Genomic DNA, 16479 nt, shown 5'->3' with positions numbered 1-16479 from the left:
TATATAAGTTTTTCTATGATGAAAATAAATAATGCTAAGTAGCATATTAAGAGTTGTTATTGGATAAGAATTGATTGACGAATTTAGTTAAGAAACATCGTTTTTGCTAAGTTTATAAATAAAAGATTTCTTTAGTGAATTTCTGCATCAAATCAATGTGTTTGTATCTGTGGAAAGCTTTTTATTGTGAAACATTGTTTACTCTATACAGTGTTTGACACATGTCAAATTTGGATATGAATAAAAAGATTGAGTTGGTAAAGAATTTGTTGAAAGCTATTCATAGAGGTGAAAGTGTTGAGGAGCTTAGAAAGAAGTTTGGTAGTGTATTGGCACAGGTATCACCATTTGAAATACCATTGATAGAACAGCAACTTGTTTCAGAAGGAATATCAATAAATGATATACTAAAGCTTTGTGATCTTCATGTGGAATTGTTTAGAGAGTATCTTGCTAGCAGAGAGCTTTCTAATGTGCCAAAGGGTCATCCACTAGATTTGCTCTTGAAGGAGAATGAGTGGATTTTGAAACAAGCTGAGGCTCTTGGTCTATACTCATCTCTGCTTTTGAGAATGCAAAGTGTTGAAGATGCTTTGAAGCAGCTAAGCACTGTTGCTAGTTTGGCTACTCAGCTTAGGGCTTTGAGAATGCACTATAGAAAGATTCAAATGATTGTGTTTCCATATCTTGAGAGAAGAGGGATTGTTGCTGTTCCAAGGGTTTTGTGGGGTAGGGAGGACCAGGTTATTGTAAAGCTTAGAAAATTGTTTGAAGAAATTGCAAAAGCTCAGCAAAGCAAAAGTATTGATGATGTTAAGAGGGTTGGAGAACTTGGAATGGAAATTGCAAAAGATATTGGCGAGCTTGTGTTTAGAGAAAATAAAATACTGTTTCCAGCTATATGGACTTTGTTTAGCGAGGGTGAGTGGGCTGCTATAGCTGAAATTGCTGACAAAATTGGGTGGATAGTTGATGCTAGGGATAGAGAGTGGAGGCCAAGTGCAAAACCTGTTTTGCCATTTGAGATCTCTGCATCTATAGATCCAAAGCAGGCAGAAAAGCTTCCACCAGAGTTTAGAGAAGCTGCTCTCAAAGGTGGTTTAAAGCCTGATACATATGAAATTAGAAGCTTTAGCGACATTGATCTTGACACAGGTTATCTAAGTGTTGACGAGATCAAGTCTTTGATTAAATCACTTCCACTAGAAATAACATATGCTGATTCAAATGATAGAGTAACATTCTTTAGCGAAAGCATATTTGCTAAAGGCTTTGTTAGAACAAAAACAATTCTTGGTAGAAGAATAGAGTTTTGCCATCCACCAAGACTAGAAAAACTTGTTCGCGCTACTGTTGATGAGCTCAAGACTGGCAAAGCAAACTACAAAGAGTTTTGGACAAGGCTAGGAGATAGAATAATTAGAGTACTCATAGTTGCTGTAAAGAATGAGAATGGTGAGTATCTTGGTACTGCAGAAATTGTTGAGGACTTTACAGATGTTATAAACAATGTTGATGAGATAAAAAAGAAAATTATGGTACTCTAAATTGAAATCCACATACGAATTGGCATCAAAATATGTTGTACCAGCAATAAAAAGAGAACTTGTTTTAGAACTACTTAAAATGGGTTTTATGGAGGTAGAGATAGCGAAAACCCTGGGTTTATCACCATCGCTAGTAACAAGGTATTTGAAAGGTGAAAGAGGAAACTCAATAAACATTAGTAGTTACAAGGACATATCAAACATGGTCAAAGAATTAGCAAGTAGAATAGCTAGAAACAGTCTGAATGCATATGAAGTAGCGAGGGAAATAGATAGAATAGCAATGATTTTCATGGCAAAGAAATATCTATGTGGTTTGCACAGCCGAATTGAGCCAGGTATAGATATAACAAAGTGCAATATATGCCCAGAGCTCTACAGATATCAACTCAGCAACGATTTTTGATATAAAAAGATTTGATTATTCAAAAACCTTACCAATTCTATTTCCTTCTTTGGAGGTCTATACCACAACAGCTTTTATTCCAGCAATCTTAGCGAATTGTGTTATAGGCTCTACATAGTCTCCATATATCATGCTTGCATGGTGAACAAAACCTTCTTCAATTAATGTTCTATAGACTTTGTCTAGATCACTAACCTCAACCCATACCCAGCTACCTCTAAAACTTGGCTTCTCATCTTCTAACGCCCTGCCCTTTGTTATGAAGAGCTTGAACTCTCCATCATATTCAACAAGTCTAGATATTGTTACAACACCTGGTTTTAGCCTACCCTCAAAAGTTCCATAGGCTTTCTCAACACCAACATCTCTATACATTATGCTGTGATAAAGCAAACCACATTTTGCTGCACATAGTGCTGGTGGCGCATTTCCACAGTGCCATGCTAAAAACACATTGTCTTTTTCTGGATGCTTAATTGTCCAGTCTATGAAGAATGGCGGTGTTTGCTCTAGTGAAGCAGCATACTGAATTATCATTGTTAAAACACCGTAGACATCAACTTCGCATGCAGTCATTATACCACTTTGCGTTAGCCTCGCCATTGCATGACATGGCGAAATACCGTAGTATCTCTGAATTTCTGTCCAGCATCTAAAACCAATACCGCTAAGCTTCTTCGACTCAGCAAATCTTCTCAGAATAGTCTCAAGCTTTGCTATTTTCAAAAGAGCCTCTCTTGGAATTTGTGATGTGTCTGCATAGCTACTTATCTCACTCACTATTCTTTGAACAGATGGATCATCATCACTAAGCTTCTTAGTCTCTTCAACAACCTCAAGTAGTGTTATATGGACAACTCTCTGCTTAAACTTCTCAGCCATTTTAGCTTCGTTGAAAGTTACAGTCTCAAATCTCTCTGGCCTTGGACCAACAATACCTACTCTAGCACCAACAAATCTTCTGTATATGGAAACAACACGAATGAAGTTATCGAAACTATTCACAAATTCCTTATCTTCCGGAAATACTATACCTCCGTAGAGAAACGGTATCTTCCTTCTGTAGAGAGCAGAGGCCAGGGATAGTGTGCCACAGAACGAATCTGATCTTCTAAAACCACCAGGAATAGCCTCAGGCTCCTTAGTTGCAAAAACAATTATTGGAGCACCTCTAAACTCTTCAGCAACTCTAGCACCAGCAAGTTCATCTCCAAATGTTAGAGTTGATAGAACAATTCCCTCAACACCCCTCTCTCTAAAAAGCTTAATAGTTTTTTCAGCATCTTCATCATCTGTAACAAGACCCATTTTAACATCTTTCTCTGTTGGATAAACAAGCTCAACAAAATCTCTAAACCTCTGCTCAATAACATTGATGAATCTCTTCTTAAGCTCCTGAGCCCATGTCTCATCAAATGGGTATCTATGCAAAGGCACAAAACCAATTCTAATCTTCTCCAAAACTCACACCCCCACAAAAACAAAATTTAGCTGGTTGCTATAAAAAATTTGCTAGAAATGTCAATCTCATGTTCCACATGGCGCAAAACAATGTCTAGGTGCGCAAATGAATAATGTCGCCTTCATAAACTCTAATTGCTTCACCTTCTCTTGTTCTAATTCTTAAAGCCCCATCATCTTCAATATCTTCCGCAAAACCCTCCAACACCCCATCTCTAGTCACAACCCTCACCATTCTTCCTAGTGTTGATGAGTATTTTCTCCACTCATTGAGTATATCACTAGCCATGCCCTGTTTAAGCTTTGCATAAACCTCATCAATATTCTCAAGTATTTTAAGCAGCAGTGACTTTCTCGAAACCTCAGCTCCAACAACACTCTTAAGTGTTGTTGCAGTGTTTTGCAAATCTGGGGGAAGATCATTGTTCACATTAACTCCTATGCCAAGAACCACGAAATTGTAACTAGTTTTTGCATAGCCCTCAACAAGTATTCCAGCAACCTTCTTATCATTAACAAGCACATCATTTGGCCACTTAACCCTGGCATCAACACTAAGCAAATTCCTTATAGCCTTAGCAACAGCAACAGCAGAGGCGAGGCTAAGCAACTGCATATTTCTAAAACTCTCCGGTCTAAGCACAATAGACATCCACAAACCACCTCTAGAAGCAACCCATCGCCTACCCATCCTACCCCTACCAAGCCTAAGCTCCTCAGCAACCACAACAACACCCTCAGAAGCACCACTCAACGCAAGAGCGAAAGCAACGTCTTGAGTAGAATCACAAACATCCACATAGTGAATAGAAAACCTTATTTCTACCCCCTCTCTTTCTACTCCTTTTGGGGGTTTCTGGTTTTTGCACTATATAAAATATTTATATGTTTTTCTTTAAAAGTTTTGTTGAAATTCTCAAGAACATTAATTAGAAACATTTGGGTATTTTGTTCTCACTAGACACATCTATGGTTTATATTTATATTTTCCTCTATCAATTTTTTCTATTAGGCCCATGTTAAGAAGTTTTGTTAGTATTTTTGCTAGTTGCTGTTTAGAGATTTTTGTTCCGCTATTGCTTAGCTCATGTAGTATCTCCTTTGGTGTTGCAACACCCTTTTCTTCTATGATCTTTAGAATCTTTTTTTGAAGATTATCCAATCTTCTTGTCTCATCAAATCTTCTTTTTATGGAATTAACATCTATATTTATTAGCTCGTTTCTACCTTCCAAAGCAATGTAAACAGTTATGCTATTCCTTTTCGATGGGTTTAGAAGCTCATACGCCATAAAAGTTTCTATAACGAGTAATCTCAGCCCACCACCTATGTCTAGAATAGCTGGTGTGTTCTCGTCTAAAACTTTGAAAATTTTATTTACGGCTTCCTGAATGTCAGTAACATCTACATGTATTTTCTCAACCTCAGCACCTATCATATTTGCAAATTGTTTTAACATTGTATAAGCTGTTTCAGCCCTTGGATCCACCTCCCCTTTTATTGTTCCCACAAGCGCCACTATTTTCGTGGGTTTAATACCGCTTTTGGTTATAACTAAGAGTGTGTGGGATATGTCAAATCCTAATGTTGTTATTACGCTCAAATTTTTATCCACCTGGTTACTTCTAGAGACTTCTAATTGCACTGCTATTTTTGTGTATAAGTTAGAGAGTTTCTTTCTAGTTTATATTTTTATGGTTACTTTTTGTGACTGGATAGTGGAAAGCTTTATATATAAGATACTCCAGAAAGTGTGGTGGCGATTCAATATGTCTGCAGCTCAGAAATCCATAACCCAGAAGTATCCAGGCATAGTTGAAATATTCAAGAAGTTAGCGGAGAACAAAAGATATGGACCAATAGACAGGCTTGCAAGAGCCTTAACAGCAGACATGGTTAGAATTGCTCTTTACGATGCTCTCAGAGTTGGTGTTACAGAGGGCTGGGCTCTACCATCTGATGCTGAAGTGGATGCGTTTCTAAATGAAGTTGAGAAAAACCTTGGAATTGCACAGAAAATAGCTGCAATTGCTCTAACCTCAGCATCAAAACTACAGTCTCCAGAATCTGGATCTCAGTAGGGTGAAGTAAATGTTTCTATCCATGAGCTTTAGGCTTAGAACAGAGGTTGAAGCTCTTAACATGGTTGAGGCAATGGGTGCGTACAGCAGGCACAGAACTGTGTCACTGCTTAAACCTAGGGGAGACGGAAAGGGCTACAGACTGGTCATAGCCCCTGCTGTTTCTGGACAAGCAATAGCATTTGGATATATGAAGAGTTTAGTGGAGCTAGCACAGCAAAAGAATTTGCCAATATGTGATCAATGCAGAAACTATGAGTCTAAGGGCGGGTTTGTAAAGCATGGTACTGATACTAGTGGTGATCTCGAGAATTTGGTTAGAAGCTGTATAGTTGAGGATGTTACAGGCTTCATGATAGCAAAGGCTGAAGTTAGAAGAACATCAGCAATACAGTTCAGTTATATGACCCCAGACATAGATAGCTCAGATGTTGCAATAGACCCCCAGTTCCATGTTAGAGCAGCTAAACCTGGTGAGAAGCCACAACCATTTCAAGTCGAGTCAGGAACAGCTATATATGTTCTCGGAGTTGCTCTAGACATAGACAAGATAGGTGTTGTTCCTGATAGCAATGGCAAGCCAAAAATTGTTGTTGCCAATAGAGCTGAGAGAGTAAAAACAGCTATACAGGCCATAGCACATCTTCTAGAGGGTCTTAGCTTTGGAGCGAAAAAAGCTAGGTATCTACCAGTTTATGATGTTGTTGGGGCAGTGGCTGCAATATCTCATCCAGTGCCGTTTATGGTTTCACCAGCTAGAATATCCAAGGACATGGACTATGTAACAAAAACTGTGTTGAGGGCTTCAAACTATGTGAAACTGTTTAGCGATGCTAAGGAAACCATTAAGCTGTTTTACATGGACAAAGAAAATGTTGTTGGTGAGGTAAAGGCGGAGAATATTGATATAACCAAGGCTGATAACGTATCAGAGCTTGTGTTAAAAATTATTGAAGTTATAGAGAAGAGCCTAAGGGATTGAATGTGATTAAAAATCTTTATGCAGCACTTGTTGAGATATCATTATTTGGGCCCATAGCTGTTTACACACCATACTCCTCGATATCCTCAAATGCATATCCTTTACCTCCACCAACAACACTTGTAGGGGCATTGGCATATGCCTATAAAAGATCCCTAGGCGATTTCAAGGAGCTAGCTGAAGATGGCTCGTCTCCAGCATTAGAGCTTGTGGAGAATGGCATGGTACTCTACGCATCTGCTGGTATAGAGAGGCCATACACGGTTTCACACTCCATAGAGAAAGTGTATCAACAGATCTATTTAAGAACTCAGCACTGGAGAAACATAAAGATGGCATATACAATAGGTGCTCGCGCAATTACTATTTTTGATAGGCTTTGGCTATTCTACATACTGAGCAGAGAGGATGTAGCAAGATATGGATATGGAATAACGAGGCTTGGTAGAAAAGAATCTCTTGTTTCTGTAGAACGTGTATTTGTTACACCAATAGAGAAGGTTGTTGTAAAGTCCAGTACATGTGAAACAGGCTTTTACTTTCCACTAAATATAGCAAGTGATTACTCTCCTAAGGATTTGTGGATGGAGATAGATCTTCCTGTGCTAAGAAAAGAAAACTTTTTGAAAAAAGGTGATGTTGTGGAGAAATATGTTTTGCCAAAACCCTTCACATTTAGAAAAGCTACTGTTGAACTAAATGAGAATGGTGTTGTGTTGAGAATTAGTATTGAAGATAACAAGGTCTTTGAAATTCCCGTGCCGCGCAAGGTTATAGAAAGCTAAGAGAGTGAAGAAAATGAGTAGTAGAGGTAGAAAACAAGCATCACTCCCAAAAGGAAGTAAAAAGACAGGGAGTAGAGAGATATCGTTACTGGATTTACCCAGGTACAGAGGGTATTTATTTGCATGGTTTTCGGAAATAGCAATCAAGCTTTGTTCGGGTAAGGATTTAAGTGATTTGAATAGCGATACTGTTAAGAACATTTTGATTGATGTAGCTAATTGTGTTAAGAATGAGATAGAGAAAAGCTCCAAAAAGGGGGTAGAAATTTGCAAGCTTGTGCCTGTGCCTCGTACAGGTAATGATCCAGGGCCAGATGAGATGAATTTGTGTTATGCACAAAAAACACTATTTGATGTTTCTATGGGTGCAAAAAGCAGGTCAACACCAATTCCACAAGCCTTTTCGCTGGAATTCGCTGAGTACACCAGAGCTTCTATGGGTCCTGGCAAAGCAAAGAGAGAAATATTTGTTATAGATGAAGGTGTTTTAGCATTAGCATTGATAGGAGCCTACTTGTCTAGATCCTATGCTGTTGACGATGAATATGGCTACATATTTATTGATATAGTGCCATACACACTGGCTTTGGATAGTGTTAAAAAAGCAAATTTAATGTCTAAAGCGATTGTCCAAAGTGTTAAAGGAAATGATGGTAGCATAAACGTAATGATTCTGGGTATATCAGCCGCAATTGTGCTTGCAATTGGAAAGTTTATGAGAGATATTGTGAGAAGCGATGGTCACATTGTAGCAAGCTTTCTTAGAACTACACGTACACGTAATAGAATATTGATTAAGGGATATGACACAGTGGATTTGATTCAGCTAGCTAAAATTGTTGGAAGAGGGGGTATAGCAAAAGCTGTTTACAGCATGATCAGAAAATATCCACTAGAAAAGTATAATTCTCTCAGAAGATTTATAGAAGTTACTGCATTGAACTTGATCAAGTTTCAGACACTGAGAAAACCGCAGTACATATATGAAATACTAAGATTTCTGACTTCTGATGAACTTAACAATGAGGGAAGGGAGTGGTATGTTAAAAAGGATAAAGAGCTTAGCTGGGTTGAGATTAGAGAAATGTTTTCAAGGCTTGAAAACCTAATCGCATAATTTTTCGAAGGAAAAATTCCAAAAGGAGGTAGAGAATAGAGTGTAGAAAATGTTTGAAACAGGTAGAAAGTTAATTGATGTGTTTCAAAATGAAGTTAGGAATTTAGATAGAATTGACAGGATTTTTGTTATAGAAGCTCCAACAGGATATGGAAAATCTGTTGGAGCCTCTGTTATTGCTGCTTTGAATTATTTAAAGGGGTTTTCCTTTAACTTTATTCATGTTCTTCCACTGCGATCCATAGTTGAAGATATATATATGTGCAAATATATGTATGCGCTTGGTGAGAATATTGATGCTGAAAGTTGTGGGGCTTTACCACCAAATGCTTTCTCTAAAGCCTTGGAGGTGATGGGGTTAGACAAAAATGATGTTGCTTATCAAATGGGTTTTGATTTCATGTTAAAAGGTATTGGAAGAAAGGAGCCCACATATGATGCAAAGTTAGTTATATCCACGCTAGACTCATTTGCATATAATTTTCTGAGGGTGCCAGTAACGGAGATATTTAGAGAGATTAAGCACTATGCTACACCAAGGGCTAGAATATTCACATCCACAATATTTCTTGATGAGGTTCATATGCTTAATAGATTTGAGGATGAATCATCTGAAAGAGTTATATCTTTCTTAAAAATCTTGGTAGAGTTCAGTCTTGCAACATCAACTCCATTAATATTGTCAACAGCAACACTTTGGAATGCCTTTAGAGAGAGTATAAGAAGGTGGAGCAGTGGTAGAGCAATGTTTTTCGCTATTTCCAATGTTGATGAAAAGAGAGATTCTGTTGTATTTGTTAGGGATAGAGAGTTTGAGGAATTTGCAAAGTCTGTAAGTTGGAGAACGGGAATAGTTGAGGAATTCGATGTTGCTTCCAAGGTTATGGAACATGTTGGAATGGGTGAGAAGGTTCTGGTTGTTAGAGATAGGATTTCTGATGCTGTTGATCTTTACAAAAAACTTGATTTAAGTGATGATGAAAAGGTTTTGATTCATGGCAGGCTTTGCTTAAAGGATAGAGAAAATGCTTTCAAAAAAATAGCTAGAGCCAAGGTTGTTGTAGCAACACCTGTGGTTGAGGCTGGTGTTGACTGGGATTTTGATGTGGGATTTAGAGATGCTACAAATATCCCATCATTAATACAGGTTTTTGGGCGTGTGTGTAGGCATAGACGTAACTGCAATGCCACTGTTTATTTGATTAGAGGAAGCTCCAAAAAGGGAGTAGAAATCATAGAATTTGTGAAAACACACAAAATCATTAACTGGAGATCACCGTTTAACTACATCGAGAATGGTGTTGAGGTCAGGGGATACTCAGAAGTGCTGGAAATAAGCAGTGTCTCAATTAATGAGAACCCAGAGGTGGAAAAGCTGTTTAGAGCACTTGCAACACCTGTTGCTCTTCCATCGAGATATATCAACGCGGCTCTTTGGGATATGAGCTATAGCCTGCTTAAAGAACCTTTAACACAGTACTATGTTTATGGAGGTCAAAGAATTAGCGAGGCTAAGAACGTTTTTGATGTGATTTTAGGCTCATTTACATATACACTAGAGATTTTGAAGCAGTATAGAAAATGTGTTGAGAAATCTGTTTGCATAATAGAAAAAGATGGTCATGTTATTATTGAAGAGCTCGACAGTCCTAGCTGGTCTCAACTTCAACGAAAATGTGCAGAGTTAGCTTCTAGGTATAGAGGGAGTATTGTCTTCTCTGGCTATGTTTTGAAGGAAGATTGTTATTCAAATGGTCTTGGCCTTGTCTAGGTGATTAAGATGTGTTTTGCGTATAGAGATGGTGAGAGAAGCGAAGCTCTTATAGAGCATATGAAAGAGACTGCAAACTATTGTTTGCATAGATGGGAACTCGATGCGTTATCAGCTAAAATTTCAAAGCTGCTAGGAATTGGCCAAAACCATGTGAAAGAGGCAATAATTGTTGCAGCGCTTACACATGATATAGGCAAAGCAGCAGAAATTTATCAAATTGATTGCATCAAAAACACTTGCAAGCTATTTGAAGGACACTACATGGTTTCAGCATTCTTGTTGCATCTAGCATTCAATGCTAAAGGAATTTATTTGAATAGCAGGGATGCAGTTAAATTTCTGTTGTATAACCCCACTGAATTGGCAAGTGACAAGGTGCTAGCACTACTCATAGTTTTGCCTGTGATTACGCATCATTATCATCAGGTTCGTGGATATTTAAGCTACGAATCATCTAAACACAATGCTGTTTCGAAGTTTCTCGACAAACCAACTATACATAGACCTTGCCTAGATTGCTTCAGTGAAATGCTTGGTTATGCAGAAATAAACGTGTTTAAGGATTTTATGCATATGCTTTACAATGTTTTAGTGTCTATTGATAGACTCAAGGGCAGTGATAAATACAACACCAGCAAGATATTTGTTGAAAACTTTTTCAAGAGCGTCATAGAGGAGTCTCTCAAAATAAATTCTGTCACGCTTGGCAAAGTTATAGTTGAATCTATTAGTGGTTTGATAAATTTATGCGATGGTTTTGCAGCTTCTAGATCTAGAAAAAGAGGTTAGATGTGGTGATGGAACTCCCAAAAGGGGATAGAAAAATTTATGTCTTTAAGGTTATAGGGTTTTTGACTGAGAGCAGACCATTAATTGGCTGGAGTGGTTCTTTTGTATCTGCTGTTATCAGAGATAATGTTATTGGCGGTGTTGATGTGAGTAAATTGGCTGTTTCGCCACTGTTTATTGGAAACTCCCGAAAGGGAGTAGAAAGAGCTGTCTTAAGCGGTGTTAATGGGTTTAGGGAGGTGGTGGATGCAGGTTCTAGAATCTGGTTCACATTTTCTATAGTTAGCAAGGATTTTCCGAATGAAATTGCTGAGAAGCTTTCAAGTGGTGTTGTTGGACCATTTAATGTTTCTGAACTGGAGTTTGAGGTTGTTTCCGAGTTTTCATCTAGTCTAGCTAGCAACTATTTTAGATATGTTGATGCTAGTGGTAGGGGCTTGGTCGAGGTGTTCTTCTACCCAACAATATTTGTTTTCCATGGTTGGAGAGTTTTATACCCATCTCCACAGAGACTTGTATTTGGCTTAGCAAAATCAGCTGCTGAGCTTCTTGGTGTTAACCCAAAGCTTGCTAAGAAGAGAGCCAGAACCTTGTCTAGAGCTATTGAGCTTGTGCACAACAAGACTAGGGTGGTTAGCGTAGATATAGGTGGGAATAGAGTTGTTAAAGCTTTTATGGGGAAAGCAGTCTATGGAGTGAAGGGCTTGGAGAATCTAAGAGACTTCATTGACCTTCTAAACTTTGGTGGAAAAATAAATATAGGAAAGTCGAGAGGCATAGGCTTTGGCTTTTACAGATTCAAGATTTTAAAAAGGTGAGGATTTTGGGAAAGCTTCTTCTTATAAACTGTGTTGATGATGTTGATAGAGTTTTTAGGTATGTTGGCGTTGATGAGAACACGGAAGTTGCCTTGGTTGGGTATAGATGTAGAGGCAGTGGGTACAAAATTTTAGCTGCTGATCCAAGGGATTTGCCAGGCTCAGTAGCTAATGTGGTTTCTCTTGCCAAGGGTTTTAACAATATAAAAATTGTTTTATTTGGTGAGGAGAGTTTTCAAAGCGCTGTTCTTTTGTTGGCATACACTGTTTTAACTTCTGTTGAGGATTTAATTGGCTTGGGTGTTTCACCTATTGTGAGTGTGGTTAGTGGTAGGGTATATGAATATGAGTTAAGGCCTAGGTTATGTATTGGCGGCTTAAGGGGCTTGTCTATATTGAGGAGCCTTGGTGGTGGATGTGTGGATAGCTATGAGGTTTCTTTGTCTACAGATATACCAGTGTCAACTGTTAGAAGAAGACTTTCCAGCTTGGTTAGACAAGGTCTTGCTTATAGTGTTAAAAAGGGTAGGAGAAACATTTACTGTTTAACTGAAGTTGGAAAGGCTTTTGCAAAACTATAGATGGTTACCTTATACATATTTTCCTGTAGAAACAGGCTGCGCATTTTCTTTTAGATGGTGTTTGAGTAGGCATCTTCTCCTCCGCAATCATCTTATCTATTTCCTTGGAAATTCTATAGATAAACTCTCTAAGTGCCACCCCTACCTTTATTTCGTAAACAGCTCTAGGCTCTAGGGATACTAGCAAAAACCTGTTAACTTGTTTCTTAAATGTTTCCTCAACAGCTATGCAGTAAGCTATACACTGTGCCAGGTGATGCAAAGCAATTTTCTTTAGTTTCTCTGGCGAGGTATTGAGCTTTACTTCTATTGGCACAGCCTCTAAACTGTTTATTGCAACAGCGTCGACTTTTCCCACAACACCTATTTTCTTAGATTTTACAAAAACCTCAACGAAAACACTGTATCCGCTGCCCAGATTTTGATTAACAATTTCTACAATTTCATTGTATTTCAGTGTTAAATTCTTTGAGTATTGCATTGACTCTGTAGGTGGTTCATATACACTAAACATCTTGAAATAGGCTATTCTAGGGCAGTAGACATATTCTTTAACTATTGTTATTGGCTTTGCTAAAGTATTTTTGATGATTCTTCACCTAAGTCAACTGCAGCTCCATGGATAAAGGCTTTTTCAAATGATTCCTTTGACAAAACAACAACAAATACGCTATCCCTAGACCTGTCTATAACCCTTAGAAGTGTTCTGAAAGCTTCCTTAGCTAGTGTATAACCTCCTCTTGCTATGTATAAGCTTCTCTGAATTCTGACGAAACCCAGCCCCCTAAGTTTTTCAGAGGCTTCGAATCTTCTACTATTATCGGATATGTCGTAGGCAATAACAACATATGTTGTCATAGCACAGCCCTGAAACCCTTATATTTTTTGCCTTCTCTAATACTCAATGCCAGCTCCCATGCCTCTCTCATTATTATTTCGCTTAGGTGGACTCTCCTACCAATCTTGTTGTACATATGTGCATGCGATAAATTGTCTAGAACTATTTTGGCAACTATTTTCCTAGACTCGTAGTCTAGTCTATCCCCAGACGTTTCAAGTTTTGTTCTCTTAACATTTATTATTAGTGGCTTGTCAACAGCTATAGATCTAAACATTTCCACAAAGTCTAGTGTGAGAGATGGTTTTCCACTTTTTGTTGTGTGTAAAACACCTAGGTATGGGTCTAGACCTGCTATAAGAAGAGATTTTTCACATGTGTTGTACAGTATTCCGTAGCCATAGTTAAGAGCCATGTTAAAAATGTCCTTGGCTTCCTGATCTCTTCCAGAAAAACCAAGTTCTGGTGGAAGTATCGAGGCTATTGTTTGCCAATAGATTCTGGCTGCTCTAGCCTCTAGCTGTCTGATTTCGTCAATGGAGATTTTAGTGTCTTCAGCAAGTCTAAGTTCTGTTGCCACGGAATCTACTTGATATGCAGCTTCTCTAACATCTTCTCTTCTAAGGCTTTTGGCTAGGTATCTAAGTAGCTCAGCCTGGTTCACAATCTTTAGATATGCAAATTCCTTTGCCAATTCTACTCCATAGTCTTTTTGAAACAAATTGTATTGCGCAATTCTTGTAACAACAGTTTTGTTTATTATTGTTGGATATACTCTTGCTATTGGATATCCTCTGAAGTCTAGAAAAACAATGTCTATTCCTCTAGAGGCTGCTAGTCTAATGGCTTTGGATGATATTCCAATTTTTGAGGATGCAACAATAATTGAATCAACATCTGGTGGAACAACAACTTTTTCAACACCATTCTTGTTTCTTTTTACTATGTATATACCTCCTCTTCTAACAACAATTTTGCTTCCAGGGTTAGAAACAAAAAATATCTTCACTTCTTGCACACCTCTATATATGGGCATGACTGTGGACAGTTGCTAGAAACAGGAGGTGGTTCATCTGGATGCTCCAAAATCATGGCAACTTTATCCCTCATTTCTAGAAATGTTCTTCTAAGACTATCATCAACTCTAATAATTCTCCAAGTAAGCATAGGCTCAGTAAAAAGATTTACATAGATTGCAACACCAAAGTCTATTGGATGGCCAATCCAAGACTCTATGGCAAGGGCATAACCGGTTAAGGCAAGTTCTTTTCGCTCAAAATTCTTCTCATTAGATGCAAGAGAAATATCTACAGGCAAGAACCCAACGAGGAGATCGGGCTTAACAAAATCAGACAAACCAATAGATGCTGCAGGAATCATGGGCTCAACAGATATTGGTATCCCCTCTTCAACACTATAAAGAGCAAAAGCAAAGCTTTTTCTAAACAGCTTAACAAACTGCTCCTTGTAACGCTTAGCCAATGGATCAAAAGATGCCAAGAGCTTTTCAAAACCCCTTAAAACATCCCACAAAGAATCATATCTACGCCTAAATGGGTAAAGAAAAACCTCGTGAACAGCCCTGCCCAAAACAAACAAATCAGAATCAATCTTCATCCTCATAACCCTTCTAATCCAAACATCTCTTTTCTCAGGACAAGGACTAGTAACATCAGAAATACTAGGTCTAGCCAAAAACCTAGGCCCAACAACATCAAACCTCCAACCCCTAACATCAGCAACAACATCACCACCAACAACCTTTACAAAATCCCAAATCCACCTAGGAAGCATATTATCACCACAGAAACAAGGTAATACCACAGGGTTATAGATGTTTTGCTGAGTTGCTGCTTAGTTTCGCTGCTCTCTTTCAACTCTTTGTTTTTGCTGTTTTCAATTCATTCTCTTTAGAACATATCCATTCAATTCTTTTCATAGATTTTTCAGAACAGGATTTTTACATCAACTCTTTTCAATAAGAACACTCAAGAAAAATTTTGCTGCTTTTCCCACAAATGTTCTTGAGAATTTCAACAAAACTTTTAAAGAAAAACATATAAATATTTTATATAGTGCAAAAACCAGAAACTCCCAAAAGGGAGTAGAAAGATGGATCCTGTGATTGGGGCATTGCATTAGCATTGTTTGCATATGGAAACTCCCAAAAGGGAGTAGAAAGAGCTGCACCACCACCCCTAGGAGCCCCCTGGGCATGATACTTGTCAAGAAACTCCCAAAAGGGAGTAGAAAGCTATTTGATTCAAGGTTTTTCTAAGGTCATCTCCACGAATTGGAAAGAAACTCCCAAAAGGGAGTAGAAAGTCTAGATGCAATGTAATCATCTAGCTTCATATTGATTGTTTTGTAGAAACTCCCAAAAGGGAGTAGAAAGGTCAAACCCGAGAAAAATGCTTTTGTTTATACTTGGAAGCGAGTCAAGGTGTAGAACAAGAAACTCCCAAAAGGGAGTAGAAAGATTTTGTTGAACAAAAATTCTATCAACTGATGTAACCTACTGGAAACTCCCAAAAGGGAGTAGAAAGATATGTTGTTCTCTACTATGAATCATCTGATTATGCAATAGTGTTGAAACTCCCAAAAGGGAGTAGAAAGCAGTAATTTCATTCTTGTGAGACTCAATGAAATTCCTTAAATACTCAAGAAACTCCCAAAAGGGAGTAGAAAGGGGCTAGGTGGTAGATGTGGAACCTGTAGAACATTCTACACAGAAACTCCCAAAAGGGAGTAGAAAGTAGAATTCACCATGGCTGCAAAACGCTTAGGAGACCATTCTCTATTTTGAAACTCCCAAAAGGGAGTAGAAAGATTCCGCTAATCAGCGTCATCCAATCAACTCCCGCAAAACGCCTGAAACTCCCAAAAGGGAGTAGAAAGATGGGATAAGGTATATCCTTCCCGTCACAGGCGATTTGAATATTGTGTATGATTTGGAAACTCCCAAAAGGGAGTAGAAAGAGATTAGAAAATTTGCTTAAGCTGAATAAAAAGCTTTGCTCCAGGAAACTCCCAAAAGGGAGTAGAAAGTGCAACATCCTTAGCCTGCTTAATTACCCATCCATCCTCAAACTTGAAACTCCCAAAAGGGAGTAGAAAGATTTAAATCTCTAAATCCCCATGCCAAGCACCAACACAGTTTTTATGAGAAACTCCCAAAAGGGAGTAGAAAGTTAAAACCTGTGCTCACAACAATTGGTGTAGCACCAAAGGAAACTCCCAAAAGGGAGTAGAAAGCATACTTTTCCTCAGCCTCCTCCACCTCTGCCTTGAGCTCCTTAG

At 38.3% G+C, this 16479-nt stretch carries 17 protein-coding genes and 1 CRISPR repeat array; of the genes, 10 read left to right on the top strand and 7 right to left on the bottom strand.

All coding sequences use genetic code 11. The features are described 5' to 3' along the window. Window positions 1-221 precede the first annotated feature (221 nt). Both QPL79_RS08580 and QPL79_RS08575 read left to right on the top strand, forming a co-directional pair. Entirely contained in the window at window positions 222-1547 is a 1326-nt protein-coding gene (locus tag QPL79_RS08580) for a DUF438 domain-containing protein (RefSeq protein WP_285274403.1), read from the top strand. 1 nt (window position 1548) lies between these two features. After that, the gene (locus QPL79_RS08575; RefSeq protein WP_285274402.1) at window positions 1549-1953 is read left to right on the top strand and encodes a transcriptional regulator; all 405 of its coding nucleotides are present in this window, start codon (window positions 1549-1551) and stop codon (window positions 1951-1953) included. Between the two features lie 57 nt (window positions 1954-2010). On the opposite strand, the gene QPL79_RS08570 is transcribed toward QPL79_RS08575, so the two are convergent. The 3 genes from QPL79_RS08570 to QPL79_RS08560 form a co-directional block, all read right to left on the bottom strand. After that, window positions 2011-3414, bottom strand: coding sequence for an L-fucose/L-arabinose isomerase family protein (locus tag QPL79_RS08570; protein WP_285274401.1), 1404 nt, complete (start codon window positions 3412-3414; stop codon window positions 2011-2013). A 94-nt stretch (window positions 3415-3508) separates the two neighbouring features. After that, the gene (locus QPL79_RS08565; protein WP_285274400.1) at window positions 3509-4213 is read right to left on the bottom strand and encodes a biotin--[acetyl-CoA-carboxylase] ligase; all 705 of its coding nucleotides are present in this window, start codon (window positions 4211-4213) and stop codon (window positions 3509-3511) included. Window positions 4214-4381: 168 nt separating this feature from the next. Beyond that, on the bottom strand, window positions 4382-5017 hold the full coding sequence (locus tag QPL79_RS08560) for a hypothetical protein (RefSeq protein ID WP_285274399.1): 636 nt from the start codon (window positions 5015-5017) through the stop codon (window positions 4382-4384). A 166-nt stretch (window positions 5018-5183) separates the two neighbouring features. On the opposite strand from QPL79_RS08560, the gene QPL79_RS08555 reads away from it, so the two are divergent. From QPL79_RS08555 to QPL79_RS08520, 8 genes are read left to right on the top strand one after another with little or no spacing between them, the layout of a single operon-like run. Then, window positions 5184-5495, top strand: coding sequence for a hypothetical protein (locus QPL79_RS08555; protein WP_285274398.1), 312 nt, complete (start codon window positions 5184-5186; stop codon window positions 5493-5495). Between the two features lie 10 nt (window positions 5496-5505). Continuing rightward, window positions 5506-6477 carry a DevR family CRISPR-associated autoregulator gene (locus QPL79_RS08550; RefSeq protein ID WP_285274397.1) on the top strand — a complete coding sequence of 324 codons (972 nt, stop codon included), beginning with the start codon at window positions 5506-5508 and terminating at the stop codon, window positions 6475-6477. A 2-nt stretch (window positions 6478-6479) separates the two neighbouring features. After that, the gene (cas5a, locus tag QPL79_RS08545) at window positions 6480-7262 is read left to right on the top strand and encodes a type I-A CRISPR-associated protein Cas5a (protein ID WP_285274396.1); all 783 of its coding nucleotides are present in this window, start codon (window positions 6480-6482) and stop codon (window positions 7260-7262) included. 13 nt (window positions 7263-7275) lie between these two features. Next, window positions 7276-8379 carry a hypothetical protein gene (locus tag QPL79_RS08540; RefSeq protein ID WP_285274395.1) on the top strand — a complete coding sequence of 368 codons (1104 nt, stop codon included), beginning with the start codon at window positions 7276-7278 and terminating at the stop codon, window positions 8377-8379. Window positions 8380-8428: 49 nt separating this feature from the next. Next, window positions 8429-10150, top strand: a complete 1722-nt coding sequence (cas3, locus tag QPL79_RS08535) for a CRISPR-associated helicase Cas3' (RefSeq protein ID WP_285274394.1) — start codon at window positions 8429-8431, stop codon at window positions 10148-10150. Between the two features lie 9 nt (window positions 10151-10159). Beyond that, entirely contained in the window at window positions 10160-10942 is a 783-nt protein-coding gene (locus QPL79_RS08530; protein ID WP_285274393.1) for a CRISPR-associated endonuclease Cas3'', read from the top strand. 8 nt (window positions 10943-10950) lie between these two features. Continuing rightward, on the top strand, window positions 10951-11760 hold the full coding sequence (gene cas6 / locus QPL79_RS08525; RefSeq protein WP_285274392.1) for a CRISPR system precrRNA processing endoribonuclease RAMP protein Cas6: 810 nt from the start codon (window positions 10951-10953) through the stop codon (window positions 11758-11760). 5 nt (window positions 11761-11765) lie between these two features. Next, window positions 11766-12341 (top strand): helix-turn-helix transcriptional regulator, encoded by a 576-nt coding sequence (locus QPL79_RS08520; protein WP_285274391.1) that lies wholly within the window; start codon window positions 11766-11768, stop codon window positions 12339-12341. A 4-nt stretch (window positions 12342-12345) separates the two neighbouring features. Here QPL79_RS08520 and cas4 read toward each other — a convergent pair whose 3' ends face one another. From cas4 to cas4a, 4 genes are read right to left on the bottom strand one after another with little or no spacing between them, the layout of a single operon-like run. Next, window positions 12346-12900, bottom strand: coding sequence for a CRISPR-associated protein Cas4 (cas4, locus tag QPL79_RS08515; protein WP_285274439.1), 555 nt, complete (start codon window positions 12898-12900; stop codon window positions 12346-12348). Window positions 12901-12914: 14 nt separating this feature from the next. Then, window positions 12915-13199: a CRISPR-associated endonuclease Cas2 gene (gene cas2 / locus QPL79_RS08510; RefSeq protein WP_285274390.1), complete on the bottom strand. Its 285-nt coding sequence runs from the start codon at window positions 13197-13199 to the stop codon at window positions 12915-12917. Continuing rightward, entirely contained in the window at window positions 13196-14188 is a 993-nt protein-coding gene (gene cas1 / locus QPL79_RS08505; protein ID WP_285274389.1) for a CRISPR-associated endonuclease Cas1, read from the bottom strand. The genes cas2 and cas1 overlap by 4 nt, the downstream gene beginning before the upstream one ends. Next, the gene (gene cas4a, locus QPL79_RS08500) at window positions 14185-14973 is read right to left on the bottom strand and encodes a type I-A CRISPR-associated protein Cas4/Csa1 (RefSeq protein WP_285274388.1); all 789 of its coding nucleotides are present in this window, start codon (window positions 14971-14973) and stop codon (window positions 14185-14187) included. Before cas4a ends, cas1 begins: the two co-directional genes overlap by 4 nt. Window positions 14974-15266: 293 nt before the next feature. Beyond that, window positions 15267-16434: direct repeats of the CRISPR family, unit length 25 nt; unit sequence GAAACTCCCAAAAGGGAGTAGAAAG. Window positions 16435-16479 lie beyond the last annotated feature (45 nt).

The organism is Ignisphaera cupida (assembly GCF_030186535.1).
GTDB classification, from domain to species: Archaea; Thermoproteota; Thermoprotei_A; order Sulfolobales; family Ignisphaeraceae; genus Ignisphaera; species Ignisphaera cupida.
This window is presented reverse-complemented; position numbering and strand designations above follow the sequence as displayed.

Bases quoted from the DNA above. Each gene is read 5' to 3' on its own strand.
- QPL79_RS08555 (WP_285274398.1), top strand. From the start codon at position 5,184: ATGTCTGCAGCTCAGAAATCCATAACCCAGAAGTATCCAGGCATAGTT.
- cas4a (WP_285274388.1), bottom strand. From the start codon at position 14,973: ATGCTTCCTAGGTGGATTTGGGATTTTGTAAAGGTTGTTGGTGGTGAT.
- cas3 (WP_285274394.1), top strand. From the start codon at position 8,429: ATGTTTGAAACAGGTAGAAAGTTAATTGATGTGTTTCAAAATGAAGTT.
- QPL79_RS08550 (WP_285274397.1), top strand. From the start codon at position 5,506: ATGTTTCTATCCATGAGCTTTAGGCTTAGAACAGAGGTTGAAGCTCTT.
- cas6 (WP_285274392.1), top strand. From the start codon at position 10,951: ATGGAACTCCCAAAAGGGGATAGAAAAATTTATGTCTTTAAGGTTATA.
- QPL79_RS08540 (WP_285274395.1), top strand. From the start codon at position 7,276: ATGAGTAGTAGAGGTAGAAAACAAGCATCACTCCCAAAAGGAAGTAAA.
- QPL79_RS08580 (WP_285274403.1), top strand. From the start codon at position 222: ATGTCAAATTTGGATATGAATAAAAAGATTGAGTTGGTAAAGAATTTG.
- QPL79_RS08530 (WP_285274393.1), top strand. From the start codon at position 10,160: ATGTGTTTTGCGTATAGAGATGGTGAGAGAAGCGAAGCTCTTATAGAG.
- cas2 (WP_285274390.1), bottom strand. From the start codon at position 13,199: ATGACAACATATGTTGTTATTGCCTACGACATATCCGATAATAGTAGA.